The organism is Aquimarina sp. AD10 (assembly GCF_003443715.1).
GTDB lineage: Bacteria > Bacteroidota > Bacteroidia > Flavobacteriales > Flavobacteriaceae > Aquimarina > Aquimarina aggregata.
Window position 1 is genome coordinate 4,838,196 of sequence record NZ_CP031965.1, and the last position, 22,829, is coordinate 4,861,024.

Genomic DNA, 22,829 nt, shown 5'->3' on the forward strand with positions numbered 1-22,829 from the left:
GAAAAGGTAGAATACAAAAGAATGATTAAATATAAGATCATAATAATTTTAGGGATTATACTTTTTTGTAGTTGTACTCAACAAAAATTACAACAAGGAGAAGTATTCCATAAGATGTCTTCTGAAATCACAAAAGTTGGATTTCAGAATACTTTGATTCCTACAGAAGAACTTAATATTCTGGATTATTTATATTTCTATAATGGTGCTGGAGTTGCTGTTGGAGATGTTAATAACGATGGACTGGTAGATGTTTTTTTTACAGCAAATCAGGGCAAAAATAAACTTTACCTCAATACTGGAGATTTTCAATTTAAAGATGCAACAGAACAGGCAGGTATTTCTGGAACTTCAGATTGGAATACTGGAGCAGTGATGGCAGATGTAAACGGAGATGGTTTTCTTGATATTTATGTTTGTGCAGTAGTCGGACTTCGAGGTCTGAAAGGTAAAAATGAACTTTTCATTAATAATAAAAACGGAACATTTTCTGAGAAAGCAGCACAATACGGATTAGATTTTCAAAACTATAGCACTTCAGCGAGCTTTTTTGATTATGATAACGATGGCGATTTAGATATGTATTTGCTAAACCATGCAGTTCATACTCAAAATTCATATGGAAAAGCCGCGTTACGTAATAAAAAAAGTGATGAAAGTGGTGATAAATTACTTCGTAATGATGGATCAATATTTACAGATGTAAGCGAAGCTTCTGGTATATATAGCGGAGGAAATGGATATGGACTTGGGGTGGCTACAGCGGATTTTAACAATGATGGATTTACAGATATTTATGTAAGTAATGATTTTCATGAAGATGATTATTACTATATCAATAATGGAAATGGGACTTTTACAGAAAGATTAAAAGAAAAATTTGGACATACTAGTCGCTTTTCTATGGGAAGTGATATTGCAGATATTAATCATGATGGATATCAAGATATCCTAACTTTGGATATGACCCCAGATGATGAGGCGGTTCTTAAGGCATCGGCGGGAGATGAAACTGTAGATATGTTAGCAATACGAATTAATAGATTGGGATATCACTATCAATATGCTAGAAATATGCTTCAAATCAATCAAGAAGGAGAATATTTTACCGAAACAGCATTACTTAGTGGTCTTTCTGCTACAGATTGGAGTTGGTCTGCGTTGTTTGCCGATTATAACCAAGATGCAGAACAAGATGTTTTTATCTCAAATGGTATTCCTAAACGACCTAATAATTTAGATTATATTAAATATATTTCCGATACAAAAATCAAAGAACAACTTCATAATACAAAGTTAGTAGATAATAAAGCTCTTGATATGATGCCATCTGGAGTTGTACAGAATTATATTTTCCAGGGGAACAAAAACATACGTTTTGCAGATCAGTCGAAAAAATGGTTGCCAAAAGAGGAATTGGCCAGTACCGGAAGTGCATATGCAGATTTTGATAATGATGGGGATTTGGATCTAGTTACAAACAATATCAATTCTCCGGTGACTTTTTATCGCAATCAAATAGATGGTACAAATAAATTCTTAAAACTAAAACTTAATTTTAAAGAGAAAAATAAATTTGGGATAGGAACTAAAGTAATATCCTATCACAATGGTATTGTGCAACATAGACAATTATATACCACAAAAGGGTTTCAGTCGTCATCAGAACCAATTGTACATTTTGGATATGGAAATGTTGAGGTGGTAGATTCATTAAAAATTATATGGCCAGATCATACCATACAAGTGGCAGAAAATATAAAAACCAATCAGACCTTACAGATAAAAGTATTGCATAAAAGAGATGCTGTAAATTATACCAAGATCTTTTCTAAACCTGATAAAAATTGGTTTAGAAAATTAGATAGTATTCCCGGGTTACAATACGTACACAAAGAAAATAGCTATGTTGATTTTAATAGACAAAAACTGATACCCTATAGAATTTCTGATCGTGGTCCCGCTACAGCAATTGGGGATCTTAATGGGGATGGTATGGATGATGTTTTCTTTGGAAGTTCAAAAAATAACCCCTCTCAGCTATTTTTTCAAACAAAAACAGGCTTTCAACAGCAATTTCTGGATTTTTTAGATGCCGACAAAAAGAAAGAAGATGTAACTGCTATTATCGAAGATTTTAATGCGGATCAAAAAAATGACCTTTTAATAGCTTCATCAGGAGGAGAGTTTTTCGGAAAATCTAAAGAATTAATTGATAGATTATACCTTAAATCAAACTCAGGATTTGAGAAAAGTCAGATTCCAGAATTATTTGAACACGAATCAATTATAAAACCCAACGATATAGATAAAGATGGCGACTTAGACATCTTCGTAGGAGGGTATGTAGTATCTAACGATTTTGGAAAAATCCCAAATTCATATATACTCATAAATGATAAGGGAAATTTTAGTGTAAAAGAAAATAAAGCACTACAACAAATAGGAATGGTAACAGATGCTATTTGGAGTGATTTTACAAACGATGGAGTCAAAGATTTAATTATTATCGGAGAATGGATGTCTCCTCGTTTTTTTGAAAATAAAAACGGTGATTTAAAAGATGTAACAACGACACTTTATAAAGAAAAACTAAATGGTTTATGGCAGTCGTTACAAGAATTTGATATAGATAAAGACGGTGATTTAGATTATGTACTTGGTAATTTTGGTTTGAATACAAAATTTAAAGCATCTCAGGATTTTCCGCTACGTTTGTATTATTCTGATTTTGATAATAATCAAAAAACAGAGACTATTCTAGCGCTTCCAAAAGACGGAAAGTATTATACAGCCTTAGGTTTGGATGAGTTATCAGGACAATTAAACTTTTTAAGAAAGAAATTTACTAGCTATAAGACATTTGCAGGTCTTACAATAGAGAATGTATTCGGAAAAGAAACCTTAAATAAAGCTACTTTGTTAGAAGTGCATCAGTTAGCTTCGGGATATTTAAGGAATGATAATGGCACTTTCGTATTTATACCATTTAAGGAAGAATTACAAGTAGCACCAATCACGCGAATGCTTCGACATGATTTTAATGGGGATGGAAATGAAGAAATATTTATGGCAGGCAATTATTTTGGAGTCATTCCCTACCATGGCAAATTTGATGGATTCGGAGGAGCTTTATTGCGTACAAATGATGAAATTATTGATGCAACTGTACTAAATGTTAATCTGTCTCAAAAATCGATTAGAGGATTAAATATTATTAATTTTGATACTAAAGACTATTTGCTAATTACCATACACAATGAAAAAGCAGAAATTTATGAAATTCTCAAATAAAGTAAACACTAGCATTTTTTTGAAGAGAATACATATGAAATGTATAGGACTCTTCGCTATTTTTATATGTTTTGCATCATGTCAAAATCAGAATCAAGAAATTAATATTACGGCTAGTGATTATCATGCCGCAGTCGATAAAGTTACTGAAGTTATGGTACATGATATTTTTTCACCTCCAGTAGCTAGTAGAATATATAATTATGCCAATATTGCTGCCTACGAAGTAATCTGTCAAGAAGAAAATGAATACAATTCATTACAAAGCCAATTACATGGTCTAAATTCTATCCCAAAGGCTGGTGATGGTAAACAAATAAATTATGCTATGGCATCACTAGTAGCGTACCTGGAAATAGGAAAGAATCTTATTTTTTCTGAGGATAAAATAAACGTATATCAAGATAGTTTATATGCGTCATGGCAAACCAAAAATAAAACCGTTTTTCAAGATTCAAAAGCATATGGAAATCAAGTCGCCGAACATATAAAAAGCTGGTATTCTAGTGATAATTATGCCCAGACTAGAACGATGCCTAAATTCTCTGTTAATACAGAAGATCCTTCAAGATGGCAACCTACACCACCTGATTATATGGATGGGATAGAGCCACATTGGTCAAAAATAAGGCCTTCGATTATAGACTCTTCGGCACAATTTAAACCAGCAAGATATCCTGACTTTTCTTTAGAAAAAGAATCTGCATTTTATAAAGAGCTTTTAGAAACTTATGAGGTGGGTGAGACAATCAAAAAGGAAGGAGAAGAATCAGAAAAACTCGAAATTGCGCAATTTTGGGATTGTAATCCTTATGTTTCTACGCATAAAGGACACCTAATGTTTGCAACAAAAAAAATAACACCAGGAGCACATTGGATTGGGATATGTAAGATTGCTTGTGAAAAAACTAATGCAGATTTCTCAAAAACTGTTTTTGCATATACTAAGACTTCAATAGCAATTGCAGATGCATTTATTAGTTGCTGGGATGAAAAATACAGAAGTAATTTAATACGTCCAGAGACACTAATAAATCAGCATATTGATGAAAATTGGGAGCCTGTTTTGCAAACTCCACCTTTTCCGGAATATACAAGCGGGCATTCTGTAGTTTCAGGAGCCGCTTCGACAGTATTAACGTCTATTTTCGGGGATAATTTCGAATTTAATGATGATACCGAATTGCGATATGGTTTACCAATACGCTCGTTTAATTCATTTAATCAAGCCGCAGACGAAGCGGCAATTAGTCGATTGTACGGAGGGATTCATTATCGAGCAGCGATAGATCTTGGATTAGATCAAGGTCGCTCATTAGGAAGTTTCGTGGTTAAAAAACTTCAAATGAAAAAAAGTAACTAACCTTATATATCATGAGACTGATAAGCTAGTAGTATATGAAAAAAATAATTGCTATAATTTCAATTCTATTTTTAGGATTAACAATATGGTATTTGGGTATAAAAGAGTATGATTACCAAATTACATTTAAAGTAACAACGAGCCCGGCAAGTTTATACTATGAAGTAAAAGGATTAAAATTATGGGGTAAGAATGAAAAAAAAGAAAATGTAACATTACGAGAAGCAATCGAATTTAACCACGTTAACCAAGAAATTAATAAGCAAAACGAGAGCTTTATTTTAGATTGGAATTTTAAGAAAGTAAATGATACCATCACTAAAGTGGTAGTTGGTGTAATTTCAAAAGAACATAGCATTAATAATCGGTTAAAGGTAATTACTGGATCTTCAACATTAATGAATGGGGTTAGGGATGAGATGATTCAATTTCGAAAGATTTTTCTCGATTTTTCAAAAAAATATAAAGTTGAGATTAATGGAGAAGAGGAAATTCCGGGAATGGAATATGTATATATTCAAATGAAATCAAAACGATCAGATAAGGCGCAAGTTATGATCAATAATAATGATTTTCTTTACCCAAAAATAATCGAAAATAACTTAAAAAGAGGAGGATATCCATTAGTTAAAGTAAATAAATGGGATGATAAAAGTGATCGTATTACGTTTGAATTTGGATTTCCGATACTACATCAAGATACGATACCAGAGTTGAATGGTCTAAAGTATAAACATACTTCTTCTCAAAAAGTTTTAAAAGCAACATATTACGGTAACTATAGAAATAGTGATCAGGCATGGTTTAAACTCTTAGAATATGCCAAAAATCATAATATAAAAGTTGAACGATCTCCACTAGAGATTTTTTATAACAATCCAATGCAAGGAGGTAATGAACTTGATTGGAAAACAGAAATATTCTTGCCAATTAAAGATTGAAAGGTTTAAATATCAATGTTTTATTGAATTTTTCATAAAAGTAGCATAGAATAGCATATAAAATATAGTTTTTAATTGGAGATTACTATAATACTTCTGATATTTGTAAGACTTCAGTCTTTGTTATAAAGAATTTATTTAAAATTCAATTTCAAAATTGATCTGGAATCACAAATACTCAAAAATATGGCTAAAAAGTATATCATAGCATTCGATCAAGGTACAACCAGCACCAGAGCAATCATTTTCAATAATTTAGGGGAAATTTGTGGAATAGCTCAAAAAGAGCTTACACAACATTATCCTAAATCGGGATGGGTTGAACATGATCCGCTTGAGATTTTAGCACATCAACAACAAGTTTTTAGTGAAGTACTTGAAAAATCAGATATATCAATAGAGGAAATAGCAAGTATTGGAATAACAAATCAACGAGAAACTACTGTGGTATGGGATAAAAACACAGGAGAACCAATTTATAATGCCATAGTTTGGTTAGATAAAAGAACTACAAAAATTTGTGAAAGCCTCAAATCTCAAGGATTAAATGATTATGTGTCTGAAAATACAGGATTAGTCATTGATTCCTATTTTTCAGGAACTAAACTAAAATGGATACTGGATAATGTAGAAGGAGCGAGAGAAAAAGCAATTAATGGAGATTTGTTATTTGGCACTATTGATACTTGGCTGATTTGGAAATTCACAAACGGTACTAAACACGTTACAGATCACTCCAATGCTTCCAGAACAATGCTCTATAATATTATCAACCTAGAATGGGATGATAAGTTACTAGCTGCAATGAATATTCCTACCTCTATGTTACCAACAGTACAATATTCTTCTTCTGATTTTGGAGCTATCCATTACAAAGGTTATGATATTCCTATTTATGGTGTTGCAGGAGATCAACAGGCATCATTATTTGGTCAAGGAGGATACAAGTCCGGAATAGCTAAGAACACATATGGCACCGGATGTTTTATGTTACTTAATACAGGAAAAAAACCGTATAATTCTAAAAATGGATTATTAACAACCTTGTGTTGTAGTTTGCCAGAAGATAACATTAAGTATGCTTTAGAAGGAAGTATTTTTGTAGGTGGAGCCTCTATACAGTGGCTTAGAGATAAACTTCAGGTTATAGAGAATAGCTCAGAGACAGAAGATATATGTAATACGACTACTACAGCAGATGATTTATATGTTGTACCCGCTTTTGCAGGTTTAGGTGCTCCACATTGGGATATGGAGGCAAAAGGAGCTATTTACGGACTAACATTAGATTCTGGTAAAAATGAAATTATAAAGGCCACAGTAGAAGCTTTAGCATATCAAACACGAGATGTTCTTGAGGCTATGGTTGAAGATAGTGGTAAACAAATGAAAGAGCTTAAAGTAGACGGAGGAGCTTCTGCTAATAATTATTTAATGCAATTTCAGTCTGATATTCTTAATGTGGCGGTTGATCGCCCCAAAATGTTAGAGGTGACTGCTCTGGGTGCAGCATTTTTAGCAGGTATTAAAGCAGGTATATGGACCAAAAAAGATATTACAAAAATTAGGGCTGTAGATACTGTTTTTGTTCCTAAAATTAAAGAGTATGAACGAAGTAGAAAGTATATAGGCTGGCAACAAGCAGTTGCACGTACAAAAACTGCAAATAAAAATATGCTTGCAGTAAAAGAAGAAGGACCTATTCGTTTTTCGGTTCTGGATCGCCAAATGCAGCTGCGCAAGACTAAAAATGAAAAATATGACCTTGTTATTATAGGAGGAGGAGTAACGGGGGCAGGTATTGCTTTAGATGCAGCTTCTCGAGGGTTGAAAGTATGTTTGGTAGAAAAAAATGACTTTGCTTCAGGAACAAGTAATAAATCTACAAAGCTAATTCATGGTGGATTGCGGTATTTGAAACAAATGGAGATTGGCTTGGTAAAAGAATCGGGTAGTGAACGGGCTGCAGTACATAAACTAGCACCTCATCTTGTAGTACCAGAGAAAATGCTATTGCCTCTTGTTGAAGGAGGAACGTATGGAAAGTTTATGGCTTCTGTAGGGTTAAAAGTCTATGATTTTTTAGCGAATGTAGAAGGAGATGATAAACGTAAGATGCTTACTGCCGATGAAACGCTGGAAAAAGAACCCTTGCTTAGCGCAGAAGGCCTTACAGGAGGCGGATATTATGCAGAATATAGAACAGATGATGCTAGACTTACGGTAGAATTATTAAAAAAAGCTGCTTCCTTTGGTGCAAATAGTATCAACTATTGTGAAATGATAGCTTTTAATTATGATGAGAAAGGAAAAATTAAGAGTTTACAATGTATAGATCATAATAGTAAGAAAAGTTTTGTAATTAAATCAAGAAATTATGTTTCGGCAGCAGGTCCATGGGTAGATCTTTTAAGAGAAAAAGATCATTCTATGAATAATAAATACCTACACCTGACTAAAGGTGTACATTTGGTTTTTTCAAGAGAACGTTTTCCGCTTACACAATCTATTTATTTTGATGTTCCCGACGGTAGAATGATTTTTGCAATTCCTAGAGGTCGAGCAACATATGTGGGTACAACAGATACTAATTATAATGCTAATCTTAATCGAGTCGTGGCGACAGAAGAAGATGCAACATACCTTTTAAAAGCAGTTAATCATATGTTCCCTAGTTTAAATCTTACTCAAGACGATATAGAGTCTAATTGGGCTGGACTTAGGCCTTTAATTCATGAAGAAGGGAAAGATCCATCAGAGCTTTCTAGAAAAGATGAGATTTTTGTGTCAGAAACAGGGCTGATTTCAATTGCTGGAGGTAAACTAACAGGATACAGAAAAATGGCGCAACGTGTCATTGACACAGTTCTTAAAACCATGAGTAGTAAAAAGAGAGAAGCTTTCTCTAAATCTTCTACCCATCAAATTCAACTCACAAGTCATCCACTTAAGAATCTTAGCGAAGTAGACACATATATGAACGAAGTTACACAACGCCTTAAAGCGTTAAATATCCAAGATTCGGATTATGGATGGTATTTGGTTTCGACATATGGGAAACAAACAGATATTATTCTAGATAAGGTAAATTATTTCTTAAATGAATCTGTTGAAGATAGACTCATAAGAGCAGAAGTTTGGTATAGTGTACATCATGAAATGGCGAATGGATTAGCCGATTTCTTTGTGAGAAGAACTGGTAGACTTTATTTTGATATCAATAGTGTGCATGATTATAGATCTATAGTTGAGGAAGATCTTGTAAAATACCTTAACTGGGACGAAATACGCCTTAAAGCAGAAAATAAATATCTGGATTTATTATTGCAAGATGCCGCTACGTATTACGAAAAAGAGTTCTCTTAGGTGCACAAATAGTGATGTTTAAAATCTACCGACTAGGCCAACTCTACCGGCACCAAGTCGTAGATTCCATCTAATTTTATGTTTCTTATCACCAGAAACATAGCGCTCGTCTTTCTTTAAGTAGTTGTCTATACTATCAACGACAACAATGCTTATTGCAACACCTAATACAACATCTGTTAACCAATGTGCTTCTTCCCATAAACGAGATACTGGAGAAAGTAATCCAACGGCATAGAGTCCTCCTTTAATGTAGGGGCTTTTAAACTGTTTGGATAAAGCATAGGCTGTAGTAAACGAAAGAATTGCATGTCCAGAAGGAAAAGAGTGGTACCCTGCTTCACTAGACCAAAAACGAAAACTTACATTACCTTCTCCTTCAAGAGGGCGTGCTCGACCCACTATGGTTTTACTTGCTGTCTGCAGTAGGCCTCCTGCTGTGGCAGAAGCTATTAAAAGTACTCCTGTTTTTCTAATTTTTTCATTTTTTGTGATTAACCCAAGAGCATAAACACTAGTAGTTAATCCATAATTAACTAAGGGTTTTCCAAATCGAAAGGCTACTTCCTTTACACCACTTGGTATTTCATCTCCTTGTTCTGTAAAATATTCATTTGCAGGTTCATCTGCGGCTAATAAAATACCTGTACCTGCTAGTATACCTCCAAAGGTGAACCAATCTTTACTTTTCCAGGTTAGCGGTCTTAAATATGTGTTTTTTACACCTCCAAATGCCGATGCTCCATCATACTTGATCATTTGCCACCTGGTCATTTTGGTTTTTTTAGTATTGGTGGTATCTGTTGTATTTATATTAGATTCTTGAAGAACAGCGCTATTTTGAGCATATGTAAAAGAAGTTATAAATAACAATAGTAGGCTCGTAATTAGGGGTTTAATGCTTGTCATAGATAAAATTTGGTAAACAAAAATAATAACTTATTCATAATAAACACTATATCTATATAAGTTATCACAAAAAGTCCGAATCTTAAGGTTCGGACTTTTAATTTAATGAGTTCTAAAATAATCAATTCATTATTATTTCTCCAGATAGTCTAAATTGATTGTCTTAAAAAAATTGTCTAACCTAATTTTTAGCATTTAATATACCCAACCAGTGACTCCTTCATATCTGTATCCGGCATTAATTCCTTCAGCATAATTTTTGGTGTATATATGATCAGAATTTGCAACACCATAAAAACGGTGTAATTTTTTTCTGCCATTACCTGGTTTTTTATGTATCAATACATAGTTTCTACCACTTACATCTCTCCAGCCTTTTCCTTTTAAATCAAGAAATTCACCAACTCCGGATCCTATTACAAAATCTTTACGTTGGGGATGTAGCATAAAAAACAATACATTAAATTCATTGCTGTTAACGCTGTTTACATTTGTAGTAACAGGAGTCGAAAAAGAAATGCCTTCGCTGCTACCGATCCCGATACCATTTCCACTTCTGGTTTTATAAGTATGCATAGTTTGAGATCCGCCACTATAGTATCGATAGACATTTTCTCGCCTTAAACTTGATTTTCCAGTTGTTTCATTAGAATTTAGATCAGCATCTTTAACTATTTGCTCTGCTGGTATTGTACTTTCTTCTACTTCACATGATATAAATACTATACTTATTAAAAATGAAGTAAAAATCGAGAATAAAAATTTGTTGGTTTTCATTGTTTTAGAGTTTTAAGAGTTATTGAATAAATTTATCTGGAGTGTATTTTATTAATGATTTCTCACGTATTGTTGGGTATCATGTTTTACTATTGTTTTGTGTTAGTTAGTTTTTAGTATTTGATTTATAGGAGTTTACTCTTATGAATATAGTGGATTTATATAGAAACACATAAATAATGATTCCTCATATTGTTTAAAATGATGAATAAATAAAGGGTGTGATTATTTACCTATTAATGGGTAATAGGTCTTGTTGAAAAAGAGATATAAAAATAGTAGATTGTTTAAAAGCTATATGAGATCAGGCTTTCAAAAAACAAAACCCAAATTATACAATTTGGGTTTTGATATGAACATTCTTGACATATTAATTAATTATCTATTCCCCAGTAAATTAATTTAATAATGTAAAGATTGTTCTTCTGATTATTATTTGATTCTTAAAAGACCCAGCCAACGGTTCCTTCATATTTTAAACCTGCATTAACTCCTTCGGTGTAATTTTTAGTAAACAAGTGATCAGAGTTTTTGGTATCATAAAAACGATAGAGTTTTTTTGCTCCATTCCCTGATCCTTTTTGTATCAAAATATATTTGTAGGTTACATTTTTCCAACCTTGACGACGTAAATTCCAGAATTCAGATGAACTTGTTGTTAATATAAAGTCTTTTTGTTGGGGGTGTAAAAGAAACCATAAGAAGTTGTATTTGTTTCGATCTACTCCAGATGAAGACGCTGAGGTGGGAATTGTAAATGCAATTCCTTCTCTACGCCCAATAGCAGATCCTGTTCCACTTTGCGTTCTGTATGTATGTAAAGAAGAACTCCCGCCTTGATAATATCTATAGACTTTTTCATTTGTAAATCCACCAGCTTTACCAGTTATTTTTGTATCTGGAGTGATTTCAGTTTGATTACTGTTTTGATCTGGATTAACCTCTTGTTCATCTTTTTCACAAGAAGTAAAAGAAAATGTGATAGTGAATAGTAATATTGCAAATGATGAAAGAAAAGTATTTTTCATAAGATTAAGAAATAAAGATTTGTGAACTGATTTGTTTGAAACCTCAAAGCTAGTTTCAATAGACGGTAAACTACAAGTTGATATTCCTGATATTTATAAATCAGGACTTTAAATTTATAAATGTCAAGTAGTATTAGGATTCTAAAATCCCTATTTTTACAGTCTTTGTCAGAAATATGATGATCTCTATTCTAATGGTATTGGTATGAATAAAAGATATTTACTTTTAAGTAGTTTATTAATGTTATTTGTTTTTTTAGAACAAATAAACGGGCAATCCAAAGCCAGCAATGCAACACAAGAAGTTTCAAATTTTGATAGATTAAGAGCAAAAATATCAACACTACCTGATAGTGTGAAAATACAAACATTGTTAGTTTCGTTAAACGATGCTAAATCACAGGCTGATACTCTAGCCATGGCAGACGCGTATTATTTTTTGTCAAGGGTAACGGGAGAAAATCAGACGTTATATAAAAATAGTTTTGTGTATGCAGATAGTTTGATTGTTTTAACAGAAGGGAAAGGGTATTTTAGATATCCAGCAAGGGGCTATTTGAGTAAAGGAATAACTGAATATGAGCAAGGGAATCATAAAGAAGCTTTAAGTCTTTATCTAATTGCTTCGGAATCAGCAAAGAAAAATGGAAATGAGCTTTTGTATAGAACCTTAAAGTTTAATATTGGTTTATTAAAAAACACAGCGGGTGAACGAGAAGAAGCGCAGGTTATTTTTGTGGACTACTTAAAATTCCTGGATGAAAACCCTAAACACAAAAATGTTATAACATATAACAGAGTCCTTTTTGCAGTAGCGGATTCTTATATCCATAGCGAACATTTGGAGAAAGCTAGTTTTTATATTGATAAAGGCATTATAGAAACATTGAAAGTAAAAGATACAACTACGTATTCTTATCTGGTTGTAACTTCTGGAGTACATCAATATTTGTCAAAAAAGTATGTTAACGCCATCGATAGTCTAAAGAAAGGGAAAGCGTTAATTAAAAAATTTGATGAAGTAGAAACACGAGTAGCTACTTGTGATTATTATATAGCTCGTTCTTATGATGCACTTGGAGAAACTGAAACCGGTATTGAATATTTTAAAAATGTAGATAGGATTCTTAGAAAGACAGAACATGTCATTCCTGAATTAGCCGATACTTACGATTATTTAATTAAGCATTCTAAATCAAAACAGGATGTAAAACAACAAATAGAGTATATTAATACGTTATTAAGGTTGGATAGTATACGATATGCGGATCAACTATATTTAACAAAAAATATTAATGAAAAATATGATACTGTTGAGCTTATAGCAGAAAAAGAAAAACTAATAGGTCAACTACAAGAAGAAACTTTTTTAAAAAGAGATACAATACTATTATTAATTATAGTTCTTATCATTGTTTTTGGTGTTGCGATATATGGCTTTAGAAGAAGTTACTTAAATAAAAAACGGTTTGAAAAATTACTTACAGCACAAAAAAATAGAGAATCTGCGGAAACAAAACCAACTATCATTACTGAACTTCCAAAAAAGGAAGAATTAGATATTCCTAAAGATGTTATAGCAACCGTATTAAAAAAGCTTCAGAGTTTTGAGCAGTCCGATAAGTTTTCGAAGAAACATTATACCTTAAATTCATTAGCTAAAGAATTACAGACCAATAGTGCTTACTTATCTAAAATAATCAACGTCCATAAGAATGTGAATTTTGCAAATTACCTCAATAATTTAAGAGTTGATTATGCCGTTGCACAGTTAACAGAAAATAAATCTTTACGATCCTATACTATAAAGGCTATAGCTGAAGAAGTGGGGTTTAAAAATGCACAATCATTTTCTTCCGCTTTCTATAAAAAAACAGGAATTTACCCTTCTTACTTTATAAAAAAAATAAGTAACTGATAGATAATGATTTATGACTGGATAGACACTTAAAATACCACCCAAAATTAATCAATTTTAGGTGATACTTCCTGTTAAAGATGGTTAAAACGTGTACTTTGTTGTTTTTAAAATTAAAACTTCACTTTCACATGAAAAAGAATAGCAAGAAAAAAACACTAAGTTTAGAGAAGATCAAAATAGCAAAATTAGAGAATATGAAAGCCGTAGAAGGAGGAGGTATGAGTATTCCGGTTCCTTCGTATCACATTATTTGTGAACATCTTACTGATTCTACTATAACAAAGTCTGTTGATGGGGTTATCTAGTAAAGATAGTAAAGAGCTACTCTAATAATTAAAACATTAATAGAACAATAGAGAAAATTATCCATGAACTAGCGTTATTTGTCCATTTCATTTACGAGGATTCAAAAGTATCTTTGTTTCAATAATGATGATTACAAAACGATGGTTCTAAAAAATAGATATTAGAACTATAATCATCAATATAATCTTAGAAAAGTATCGGTAACAAAGGCTTTGTAAGATTGTTTTAATTGGGGTTTGGTTACATGATTGCCAAACCTCAATTAAAAAAATACAAACTTTGTTATTGCAATCGTACAGGTTCGATAATTTCTATTTCATCACCGACCGTAATTATTTTTCCTTTTTCTGATTCGGGCACAAATGTATTTACGGTTAAATGATACAAACTTCCATAATTTGACAGTAAACTATCTGTTGGTAGGCTTTTAGACCTACTTTCTAGCATCGTTTTTACAAAGGTTTTATCTGTTTCTCCTGTAAAGGGATCTCGAGGAGGAACATTACAACGTGCTCGAGGACTTACACCAATCATCTCAACATTGCCTACCAGAAAACGAAAACCGATACCTTGTTCACCAAATAGTTTTTCTTCCCAATAAGGATCTACACCTCCGATCTCAATATTGGCCCGAAAACGTAATCGCAAATCTTCTAGTGTATGATCACTAAAATCTTGATGTAAAGATTGTAAAGATGCTTCACTAACAATAGTGATACTACTCGCCTTAGGAATATCCATAAGTTCACCCTTTGTACGATGATATAAGGTGAGTTTCATATCAAAAAAATCTTCTAAATACTTTTCTAACGCTTTATTATTTTCTCTTAACTCAAAATCATTTATTTCTCCCCCATCTCTATGAGATAAGAAAATACGTTGATTAGGTAAGTCGTAAGTTGCTTTTAATTGATTAACACGTCCGGTTCGTTTAGCGTTTACATAGCGTCGGTCATCTGCAACCATAGCAAATTCTCTATCATAACGAAGTGAGTGAATGCCTATTTCTGCTTTATTAACTTCTATGGGGTCTAATGATTTTACAGGATAGACACGAATTTTTGAGATATAAGGTTTTTTCATTTTTTAGCCTTCGACAATAGCTGCTGTTCCCATTCCGCCTGCTGTACAGACAGAAACAAGACAACGACCACCTCCATTTTCTTTTATAATTTTTGCAGCATTGGCTAGTACTCGGGTTCCTGTTGCAGAAAAAGGATGTCCCATGGCAGTACTGCCGCCTTTTGTATTTATTTTAGTACGATCTATAGCACCCAAAGCTTTATCTCTATTAAGAACATTACGCGCAAAATCATCACTTTCCCATGCTTTTAAAGTTGCTAACACTTGTCCAGAAAAGGCTTCATGTATTTCATAAAAATCAAAGTCTTGTAATGTGAGATTATTACGTTTTAATAGGTTAGAGACCGCTACTGTTGGGGCAAGTAATAAATCTTCTCCATTTACATAATCAAACGCCGCATTTTGAATATCTATCAAATTTGCTTCAATTTCTAAATTATGTTCTTTTGCATATTCTTCAGAGGTAAGAAGAATTGTAGAAGCTCCATCGGTAAAAGCAGAGCTATTTCCTGCAGTTAGCGTACCAGAATCTGATTTGTCAAATGCCGGTTTTAGAGTGCTTAGTTTTTCAATAGAGGTATTGCCTCTAATAATACTATCCTTTTTGATCCCGTTAAATTCATAAACTAAATCGTCATAAAAGCCATCTTCATAAGCTTTTTGAGCTTTATGATGACTCAGGTAAGCAAGTTCATCTTGCTCAATTCTATTAATACCCCATTTTTTTACAGTTAATTCTGTATGATCACCCATACTCATTTTGGTGCGAGGTTCGTATACACTTGGATACAGCAATTTAAAAAAGTCGAACCATTTTGTTTTAAAAATTTGTTGTAATCGCTTTCCAGTTGTTTTTGCATTTCGAATATCCATAAGGTCCCACGCCAAGGATTGACGAATAGTCAATGGAGTGTCACTATTGGTATCACTTCCTCCTGCAATTCCGATATCAATCTGCCCTGTTGCAATTTTCATGGCAATAGTATTCGCTGCGTCAAGACTTGTACCGCATGCCCTACTTATAAAATGAACTGGAGAATGAGGGTCTAATCCGCTACTAAGGACATTTTCTCTTGCCCAATTCCACTCTGTTGAATAATGAATCAAAGTTCCTAAAGCAATTTCGTCAATTTTTTTTCCTTCAAGATTATACTTTTTAACGAGAGCCTTTAGAGCACCGGTCATTAAACTATTGTTCGAAACACGAGTGTAGTGGGTAAAAGATTTTGTAAAAGGAATCCTAGCTCCACCAATAATAGCAACTTTACGATTAAGATTATTCATACTTAGATTTTCAAATTAGTTTTTACCTATTGACAACATTTTCAGTTCATATGATTTGTCCTGATATTATATGAGATACTTACATTTCAACGTAGTACAAATTTGAGATTCATTTTCAAGAATCTCCTTGGAGAATGTACGCTATTAAATGGACTTTTTTCCCTAATATAAAGTTAAGGACAGTTTTTGGGGAAAATTATCCATCAACTTGCGATGATTGTCCATTTTACGAATATTAATATGATAGTATACTTGTATAGTTTTTAAAGAGAATTATATGACCAAGACATTCAATATCCCTAAGAAAGAAGAGGTTGGGCCGGTTAACCAAGCTATTTTTGAAGTTTTTGAAGAAACGTTAGGGTTTGTTCCAAATCTACATGCAGTTTTGGCGCACTCAGAGAATGGTTTGTTTAGGTTTTTAACGTATCAAAATTCTGAAACGTCGTTAAATGGAAAGGAAAGAGAAGCTATAAATCTAGTAGTAAGCCAGTTTAATGATTCTATCTATTGTTTAAGTAGTCATATGGTTTTGGGAAAAATTAAAGGATTTACTGAAGAAGAAATTGTTGATATCCGTAAAGGAAGAAGTGGTGATATTAAAATAAATACATTAGTAGAATTAACTATAGAAATACTAAAAAATAAAGGGAACGTACATGAAAGCAAGACCAAGGCGTTCTTTAAACAAGGATACACCAAAGAGAATCTTATTGATTTAATGCTGCAAATAAGTGAGAAAGTTGTTTTGAACTACTTGCATAATTTTACTAAAGTTGCTGTGGACTACCCTTTGGCTCCTACTTTAGAGGAATAAAATGAATACATGTTAGTATTAAAACTTTATATTTAATAATCGAATTAATAAATAGAGATGAGTAAAGAACAAAAACTACCATTGCCTCCTTTTACCAAGGAAACTGCCAAACAAAAAGTACAATTAGCAGAAGATGCTTGGAATAGTAAAGACCCAGAAAAAGTCTCTAAAGCATATACTGTTGATAGTGAATGGCGGAATCGCGTAGATTTTATAAACGGAAGAGAAGAAATTGTTGCTTTTCTAACTGAAAAGTGGGAAAAAGAAAAAAACTATCAACTTAAAAAAGAACTTTGGGGGTATACAGAAAATAGAATCGCAGTTAGGTTCGAATATGAATATCAAAATAAAGAGGGTAACTGGTTCAGAGCATATGGCAATGAAAACTGGGAGTTTGATGAAAATGGACTCATGAAGAAAAGATTTGCTAGTATTAACGACTTATCGATACGTGATAATGAAAGAAAATTTAAATAACAATGGGTGATGTTTAAAGAAAATGTTTTTACATTAATTAATCAACAAAACGGAAATTTAGCTTTTAAACTTTTCTATTTTCAGGATAATAGTCATTTTGATCATATTCAAAGACTAAATTATTTTTCATTAATATGGATTCAAAAAGGAACAGGGAAAGTAAAAGTTGATTTTTCTGAATATGATTTTGTCGAAAATGATTTATTAGCGTTTGCACCCTATCAACCGTTTATGTTAAGTCATGCTGAAGAGGTTAAGGGAGTCGTCTTGAATTTTCATCCTGATTTTTTCTGTATTCATAAACATCATAAAGAGGTTTCTTGTAATGGAGTTTTGTTTAATACAGTTTACAGCTCTCCGATTGTGGCAATAGATAGTGTTTCTGCTACTACTTTAGAAATGGTTGTAAGCCAATTAAAAACCGAATTACATAATCCGGATTTGGCACAATATGAACTATTAATATCTTATTTAAAAATATTTTTGATTACAACTTCTAGACTCAAAAGTCAGCAAATACCAGAATTTAAGGAAGAACAATCTGATAGTCAAAATCCATTTATTTTACAAAATTTAAAAGACAATATAGAAGCTCATTTTAAATCGAAACATTCTGCAAGTGATTATGCTGATTTATTAAATATCTCTCCTAAATCTTTGGCAAAAATCACTAAGAAATACTTTAATAAAACATTAACTGATCTAATCTCTGAGAGAATAATTATTGAGGCAAAAAGAGAATTGTATTTAACGAGTAAAACAGTTAAAGAAATAGCTTATGAATTAGGATATCAAGATGAGCATTATTTTAGTAGATTTTTTAAAAACAACACAGATGTATCTCCGCAACTATATAGAGATACTGTTGGATTTGCTCATGCAGAGGAATAATTGGGATAGATAAAGAATAAGAGGTTTTTTTAAGAAGAACTTTTTTATATGTTTAGGTATGAGCTAGAAATGGTATATTGAGCGATCGAATTGTTAAAACGAATTATATTAGATATTATCTTTTATAAGTATTGACAACGCGAAATTCGCAAAATAGACCGTTGATGAAAATTAGAAAAAACAATCATATTCTTCGATGGTATAGATGCTTTTGTATTGTTTTTTCAATATTTTTTTTTGATTCGATTCAAGGGCAAAGTATATCTAGATTAGATTCTATAAACAAACCTTATAGAATTGATGCCTACTATTATTCAGGTAAAACCCTTATTAATACCAAAAATTTTTCTGAAAAAAGAGTAAAAGAATTTACTTTAAAAACAATAAAAAATCCAAAATCTGGGATTCCCTATTGGAGTACTTTTAATATACAAGTACAAAAAAATCTTAGTATCAATTATATAACGTTTTATTTTCCGACGGTCGATAAAATGATGATTTATGTTCCAATGATCAATGGTACGTATCAAGAATTCAGTATAGGTTTGTCTAATCCTAGAAAAGAAGTTTTAAATTTAGAGGAAACCTCATCATTATTTATTAGCACAGAGAACATAGATTTTAATGCTCCATTTTATTGTTCTTCTACACTTATTTCAATATTGGCTTTAAACGGATTCAAAGAACAAGCATACGTTATTGGACATAGAGATAAAACACTCGAAGTACATCCAGATTACAGACATCAGATTTTAGAGAAAGCATATAAGAACTCCTGGTATATGATTATGTTAGGTATGATTTTTATTTCTTTTGTTTTTGTAGTAGTACATTATGTTTTTCATAGAAAAATATACTTTATTCCATATAGTTGTTATTTGTTCTTTTTGATTAGTAATTATATGATTCGAACCCCTTATATCTATAATATTTATGCTAGTGTACACTATAATCTTTACCTCTACCTAAACTTAAATGTCCAGATCTTATCTTCATTAAGTTATATGTATTTTCTGAAGTATTTTGTTGATATGAAGAAGAATTATCCTCGATTATATCCTCTTTATAACAAGGTTATACTTTGTTCTGTAATTGCGGCATTTTTGTATAATATTATGATATCAATTGACCCATATCATCCTGTAATGGGTAAGTTCTTTCGTTATGTTGTGAGCGTTATCTCTGGTGTGAATTTTGTTATTATTTTCTATATGTTCTTTAAAAGAAAACTAACACATACTGCTATTGTATTTGTAGGAAGTATATTATTGCTTTTGGGGTATGTATATGCAATTGGAGTATCAAATACCTTTATAATGTTACCGTTAATCGTAATCGAGACTGTACTTTTTATGGGGGTTGTTTCATACTTAGATTTTAAAAATTTTAAAAAAGCTCTCGAAAGTGATAAACTTAGAGAGATAAATGAACTTAAAAGCAATATTTCTCATGAGTTAAGGACACCACTTACTCTTATTAAGATTCCCATTGATGAAAGGTTAGAAAATCAGAAGATTTCAAAAACAGACCGAAAAGATTTTGAGATGATTCAACGCAATAGTAATAGATTGTTAAGTTTGATAGATCAACTTCTGGAAGTATCAAGATCAGAATCCGTACATCGAGATTTACAAATCGAGCGAGGAAATGCCTTAGGACTTATTAAAGGGTTAACAGAATCGTTTGCTTATCATGCAGACCAGAAACAAATAAGCTATTCTATTCATATCAAGAAAGCAAAATATGTTTGGTTTGATCATGATATTTTGGGTAAGATAGCTGCAAATTTATTGTCAAATGCAATTAAATATACACCTCAAAATGGTTCTATAATATGCGAAGCGAAGATACAAGATGATATACTTTATCTATCTGTTAAAAATACAGGAGAAGAAATCTCGATAGAACAAATAAACAAGATATTTCAACGGTACTACCAGATTGATGCCAACAAGCCTGGCTTGGGAATCGGATTAGCATATGTTAAAGAATTGTTGGATATACACAAAGGTAGAATAACTGTAGAAAGTGAAGAAGATGACTGGACAAGTTTTAATGTTAGCCTTTCAGTGGGCAAAGAAAGTTTTGTAGAGTCTAAGTCTAGGGATCAAAGAAATTCTAAAAATAAGGCATTACATTTAAACTATGAATATGATGATTTATTAGAAAAAGAAAAACATCATGATCATTTAGGTACGAAACCAATTTTATTAATTGTAGAGGATAATAACGATATAAGAGTTGTACTTGTTGATATTTTTAGAAGTAACTACAACATTAAAATTGCTAGAAATGGTCAAGAGGGAATAGACTTAGCTATACAATATATACCAGATCTTATTATCTCTGATGTAATGATGCCCATAAAGGATGGTATTGAGCTTACTTTCGAATTAAAGAATGATGTGCGTACAAGTCATATTCCGATCATTTTACTAACTGCTAAAGCTGGTGAAGAACATGAACTAACCGGTATTGAGACTGGAGCAGATGATTATATTATTAAACCTTTTAATACCAAAGTATTATTGAGTAAGGTTAATAATAGTATTAAACACACTCAAAAATTAAGAAGAAACTATGCAGAACAATCTGATGTTATTCCTAAAAAGACTCATAATGAGGTGGATAAAAAATTCTGGCAACGCGTGGATGTGATATTACAGAAAAGATTAAAGGATCATGCGTTTAGTATTGAAGAGTTTAGCGTTGAAATAGGAATGAGTCGTAATCATTTGTATAGAAAATTAATGGCGCTAACGGGTTTGTCTCCCTCAAAATTCATTGCCTCAAAACGATTAAAAGAAGCTGCAAAATTACTTAAGCAGCCGGGTTTAAATATTTCTGAAATCGCCTATGAAGTTGGTTTTAATAATGTGTCTTACTTCACTAAATCTTTTAAAGAAATGTATGATTATACACCTTCTGAATATGCCAAAAAACATAGTTAGAGCACATTTTTTGTTTTTCCTTCAGTTTATTTTATTATAGTACTACTTCCAAAACTCCTTGTTTCAAAGGAATGTTACATAAATGTTAGCCTTTGTTACATTGTTGATAATCATAAGGACAGATTTAAATTAAGTTTGATTCATAAATCATTAGTTATTTATTCTTTAAATACCATCCTTTTCAATAACTCTTGATTTTTCACAAACCTCTTAAATAATAGAACTTATGAAAACTAAAAGTTTAAGAATTTTTAAAATTGCATATAGATTAGTCCTTATAACTACTCTATTTCTATTTTACAATTGTAGTCAAGAAGATGATGAACTAGTACCAGAAGATCTTATTACAGAAGAAATAACTACTAATGATCTTGATATTAGTTCAAAGAGTATTCCTCGCAAGGGAAAAGCATGGACTTTGTATGATCCCCGGAATAGTATTTATTCAAGTCTTTATCAATATCACCCAGAAGGCTCCGCTATTCGGATCACTAGAATTAGTAGAGGCTATTATGCGATAACATACCCTGGATTAAAATATCTAGATAATGGAGTACATCACGTAGTAGGTTATAAAGGCAATCATACAGTACAATTAAGTCATTGGAGAAGTAATGGTAATGATCTTATAGCCTACGTATTATGTTATACACCTTCTGGTATGGCTGTAGATGGCGGTTTTATAGCGTTTGTATATAATAGGTTAGATAGTAACATTGCTAATGCAGCATATTTAGAAACTATAGGTCATTTTGGAACCACCATTGATACACGACGTAGCTATAATTCTAAAGGAAGAATAAATACTATTACTAGGTTAGCTCAAGGAGTATACCTAGTCAAGTTTCCGGGAATTATAAGGGTAGGACGTAAAACAGGACATATACAAGTTACGGCCAAAGGTAATATTCATTATGGATCAAGACGTTTTCAGATTAATTGGATCAATCAAGGTTCATTAGGAACTGATTTGATTCTTAGAGCGTATGATGCTACTGGAATTCTTAGAAATACGGATTTTACAATAAGTATAATGGATAAACATATGTTATACGAATTTAATAAAGCTGCATATGTGAATTTTAGAGAAAACAATAGTCAATCTACTAATAATCAATCTAACTTTCCAACTCAAGAGCATATTACAGTTGTAAATTCTACCTCTAGATCTTTTGATGTACAGATACCTAGTAATGGGCAAAGTGCGCCTATCATTCCTATTGCATTAGCATCTTCTTTTGGAAATGATGGTTCGTATGTTTCTATAGAAAATGTAAGAACATACCCCCGTGGAGCCACAGTAAATGTTAAATGCTATAACCCAGATGGAAGCCTAAAGACAACAAAGCCAAAGTTTAATGTACTGTATTATTCAGAAATAAGGTAGGACTATCAAATGCATAGAGTTTTAAAATAAGTTT

General features: G+C 32.0%; 16 protein-coding genes. 11 read left to right on the forward strand and 5 right to left on the reverse strand.

Translation table 11 applies throughout. The features are described 5' to 3' along the window. Positions 1-21 precede the first annotated feature (21 nt). From D1816_RS20040 to glpK, 4 genes are all read left to right on the forward strand, one after another. Positions 22-3,294 carry a VCBS repeat-containing protein gene (locus D1816_RS20040; RefSeq protein ID WP_118505222.1) on the forward strand — a complete coding sequence of 1,091 codons (3,273 nt, stop codon included), beginning with the start codon at positions 22-24 and terminating at the stop codon, positions 3,292-3,294. Between the two features lie 34 nt (positions 3,295-3,328). Then, positions 3,329-4,657: a vanadium-dependent haloperoxidase gene (locus D1816_RS20045; protein WP_118506298.1), complete on the forward strand. Its 1,329-nt coding sequence runs from the start codon at positions 3,329-3,331 to the stop codon at positions 4,655-4,657. 35 nt (positions 4,658-4,692) lie between these two features. Further along, positions 4,693-5,598 carry a GyrI-like domain-containing protein gene (locus D1816_RS20050; protein ID WP_118505224.1) on the forward strand — a complete coding sequence of 302 codons (906 nt, stop codon included), beginning with the start codon at positions 4,693-4,695 and terminating at the stop codon, positions 5,596-5,598. Positions 5,599-5,784: 186 nt separating this feature from the next. After that, complete coding sequence (gene glpK / locus D1816_RS20055) at positions 5,785-8,964, forward strand: glycerol kinase GlpK (protein ID WP_118505227.1); 3,180 nt, start codon at positions 5,785-5,787, stop codon at positions 8,962-8,964. Between the two features lie 18 nt (positions 8,965-8,982). Here the strand turns inward: glpK and D1816_RS20060 are convergent, their stop codons facing one another. The 3 genes from D1816_RS20060 to D1816_RS20070 all read right to left on the reverse strand — a co-directional run bounded on the left by D1816_RS20060 (position 8,983) and on the right by D1816_RS20070 (position 11,678). Next, positions 8,983-9,873 (reverse strand): phosphatase PAP2 family protein, encoded by an 891-nt coding sequence (locus D1816_RS20060; protein ID WP_066308473.1) that lies wholly within the window; start codon positions 9,871-9,873, stop codon positions 8,983-8,985. A gap of 195 nt (positions 9,874-10,068) precedes the next feature. Beyond that, positions 10,069-10,650 carry a hypothetical protein gene (locus D1816_RS20065; protein WP_118505229.1) on the reverse strand — a complete coding sequence of 194 codons (582 nt, stop codon included), beginning with the start codon at positions 10,648-10,650 and terminating at the stop codon, positions 10,069-10,071. 443 nt (positions 10,651-11,093) lie between these two features. After that, on the reverse strand, positions 11,094-11,678 hold the full coding sequence (locus tag D1816_RS20070; protein WP_118505232.1) for a hypothetical protein: 585 nt from the start codon (positions 11,676-11,678) through the stop codon (positions 11,094-11,096). 205 nt (positions 11,679-11,883) lie between these two features. Here D1816_RS20070 and D1816_RS20075 point away from each other — a divergent pair, with 205 nt between their 5' ends. Then, on the forward strand, positions 11,884-13,596 hold the full coding sequence (locus tag D1816_RS20075; protein ID WP_118505234.1) for a helix-turn-helix domain-containing protein: 1,713 nt from the start codon (positions 11,884-11,886) through the stop codon (positions 13,594-13,596). 131 nt (positions 13,597-13,727) lie between these two features. Continuing rightward, positions 13,728-13,904 carry a hypothetical protein gene (locus tag D1816_RS25850; protein ID WP_158597751.1) on the forward strand — a complete coding sequence of 59 codons (177 nt, stop codon included), beginning with the start codon at positions 13,728-13,730 and terminating at the stop codon, positions 13,902-13,904. Between the two features lie 283 nt (positions 13,905-14,187). Here the strand turns inward: D1816_RS25850 and D1816_RS20080 are convergent, their stop codons facing one another. Then, the gene (locus tag D1816_RS20080) at positions 14,188-14,988 is read right to left on the reverse strand and encodes an MOSC domain-containing protein (RefSeq protein ID WP_118505237.1); all 801 of its coding nucleotides are present in this window, start codon (positions 14,986-14,988) and stop codon (positions 14,188-14,190) included. Between the two features lie 3 nt (positions 14,989-14,991). Then, positions 14,992-16,272, reverse strand: coding sequence for an acetyl-CoA C-acetyltransferase (locus D1816_RS20085; protein ID WP_118505239.1), 1,281 nt, complete (start codon positions 16,270-16,272; stop codon positions 14,992-14,994). Between the two features lie 277 nt (positions 16,273-16,549). Here D1816_RS20085 and D1816_RS20090 point away from each other — a divergent pair, with 277 nt between their 5' ends. The 5 genes from D1816_RS20090 to D1816_RS20110 all read left to right on the forward strand — a co-directional run bounded on the left by D1816_RS20090 (position 16,550) and on the right by D1816_RS20110 (position 22,795). Continuing rightward, entirely contained in the window at positions 16,550-17,089 is a 540-nt protein-coding gene (locus tag D1816_RS20090; protein ID WP_118505241.1) for a carboxymuconolactone decarboxylase family protein, read from the forward strand. Positions 17,090-17,146: 57 nt separating this feature from the next. Further along, the gene (locus D1816_RS20095) at positions 17,147-17,566 is read left to right on the forward strand and encodes a nuclear transport factor 2 family protein (RefSeq protein ID WP_066308448.1); all 420 of its coding nucleotides are present in this window, start codon (positions 17,147-17,149) and stop codon (positions 17,564-17,566) included. 9 nt (positions 17,567-17,575) lie between these two features. Continuing rightward, positions 17,576-18,457, forward strand: coding sequence for an AraC family transcriptional regulator (locus tag D1816_RS20100; RefSeq protein ID WP_118505243.1), 882 nt, complete (start codon positions 17,576-17,578; stop codon positions 18,455-18,457). A gap of 164 nt (positions 18,458-18,621) precedes the next feature. After that, positions 18,622-21,408 (forward strand): response regulator, encoded by a 2,787-nt coding sequence (locus tag D1816_RS20105; RefSeq protein WP_118505245.1) that lies wholly within the window; start codon positions 18,622-18,624, stop codon positions 21,406-21,408. A 226-nt stretch (positions 21,409-21,634) separates the two neighbouring features. Next, positions 21,635-22,795, forward strand: coding sequence for a hypothetical protein (locus D1816_RS20110; RefSeq protein WP_118505247.1), 1,161 nt, complete (start codon positions 21,635-21,637; stop codon positions 22,793-22,795). Positions 22,796-22,829 lie beyond the last annotated feature (34 nt).

What these genes read in the sequence shown, in the direction of transcription:
- D1816_RS20075 (WP_118505234.1), top strand. Translation starts at nt 11,884, where the DNA reads ATGAATAAAAGATATTTACTTTTAAGTAGTTTATTAATGTTATTTGTT.
- glpK (WP_118505227.1), top strand. Translation starts at nt 5,785, where the DNA reads ATGGCTAAAAAGTATATCATAGCATTCGATCAAGGTACAACCAGCACC.
- D1816_RS25850 (WP_158597751.1), top strand. Translation starts at nt 13,728, where the DNA reads ATGAAAAAGAATAGCAAGAAAAAAACACTAAGTTTAGAGAAGATCAAA.
- D1816_RS20110 (WP_118505247.1), top strand. Translation starts at nt 21,635, where the DNA reads ATGAAAACTAAAAGTTTAAGAATTTTTAAAATTGCATATAGATTAGTC.
- D1816_RS20105 (WP_118505245.1), top strand. Translation starts at nt 18,622, where the DNA reads ATGAAAATTAGAAAAAACAATCATATTCTTCGATGGTATAGATGCTTT.
- D1816_RS20070 (WP_118505232.1), bottom strand. Translation starts at nt 11,678, where the DNA reads ATGAAAAATACTTTTCTTTCATCATTTGCAATATTACTATTCACTATC.
- D1816_RS20090 (WP_118505241.1), top strand. Translation starts at nt 16,550, where the DNA reads ATGACCAAGACATTCAATATCCCTAAGAAAGAAGAGGTTGGGCCGGTT.
- D1816_RS20050 (WP_118505224.1), top strand. Translation starts at nt 4,693, where the DNA reads ATGAAAAAAATAATTGCTATAATTTCAATTCTATTTTTAGGATTAACA.
- D1816_RS20080 (WP_118505237.1), bottom strand. Translation starts at nt 14,988, where the DNA reads ATGAAAAAACCTTATATCTCAAAAATTCGTGTCTATCCTGTAAAATCA.
- D1816_RS20065 (WP_118505229.1), bottom strand. Translation starts at nt 10,650, where the DNA reads ATGAAAACCAACAAATTTTTATTCTCGATTTTTACTTCATTTTTAATA.
- D1816_RS20045 (WP_118506298.1), top strand. Translation starts at nt 3,329, where the DNA reads ATGAAATGTATAGGACTCTTCGCTATTTTTATATGTTTTGCATCATGT.
- D1816_RS20060 (WP_066308473.1), bottom strand. Translation starts at nt 9,873, where the DNA reads ATGACAAGCATTAAACCCCTAATTACGAGCCTACTATTGTTATTTATA.
- D1816_RS20040 (WP_118505222.1), top strand. Translation starts at nt 22, where the DNA reads ATGATTAAATATAAGATCATAATAATTTTAGGGATTATACTTTTTTGT.
- D1816_RS20100 (WP_118505243.1), top strand. Translation starts at nt 17,576, where the DNA reads ATGTTTAAAGAAAATGTTTTTACATTAATTAATCAACAAAACGGAAAT.
- D1816_RS20095 (WP_066308448.1), top strand. Translation starts at nt 17,147, where the DNA reads ATGAGTAAAGAACAAAAACTACCATTGCCTCCTTTTACCAAGGAAACT.
- D1816_RS20085 (WP_118505239.1), bottom strand. Translation starts at nt 16,272, where the DNA reads ATGAATAATCTTAATCGTAAAGTTGCTATTATTGGTGGAGCTAGGATT.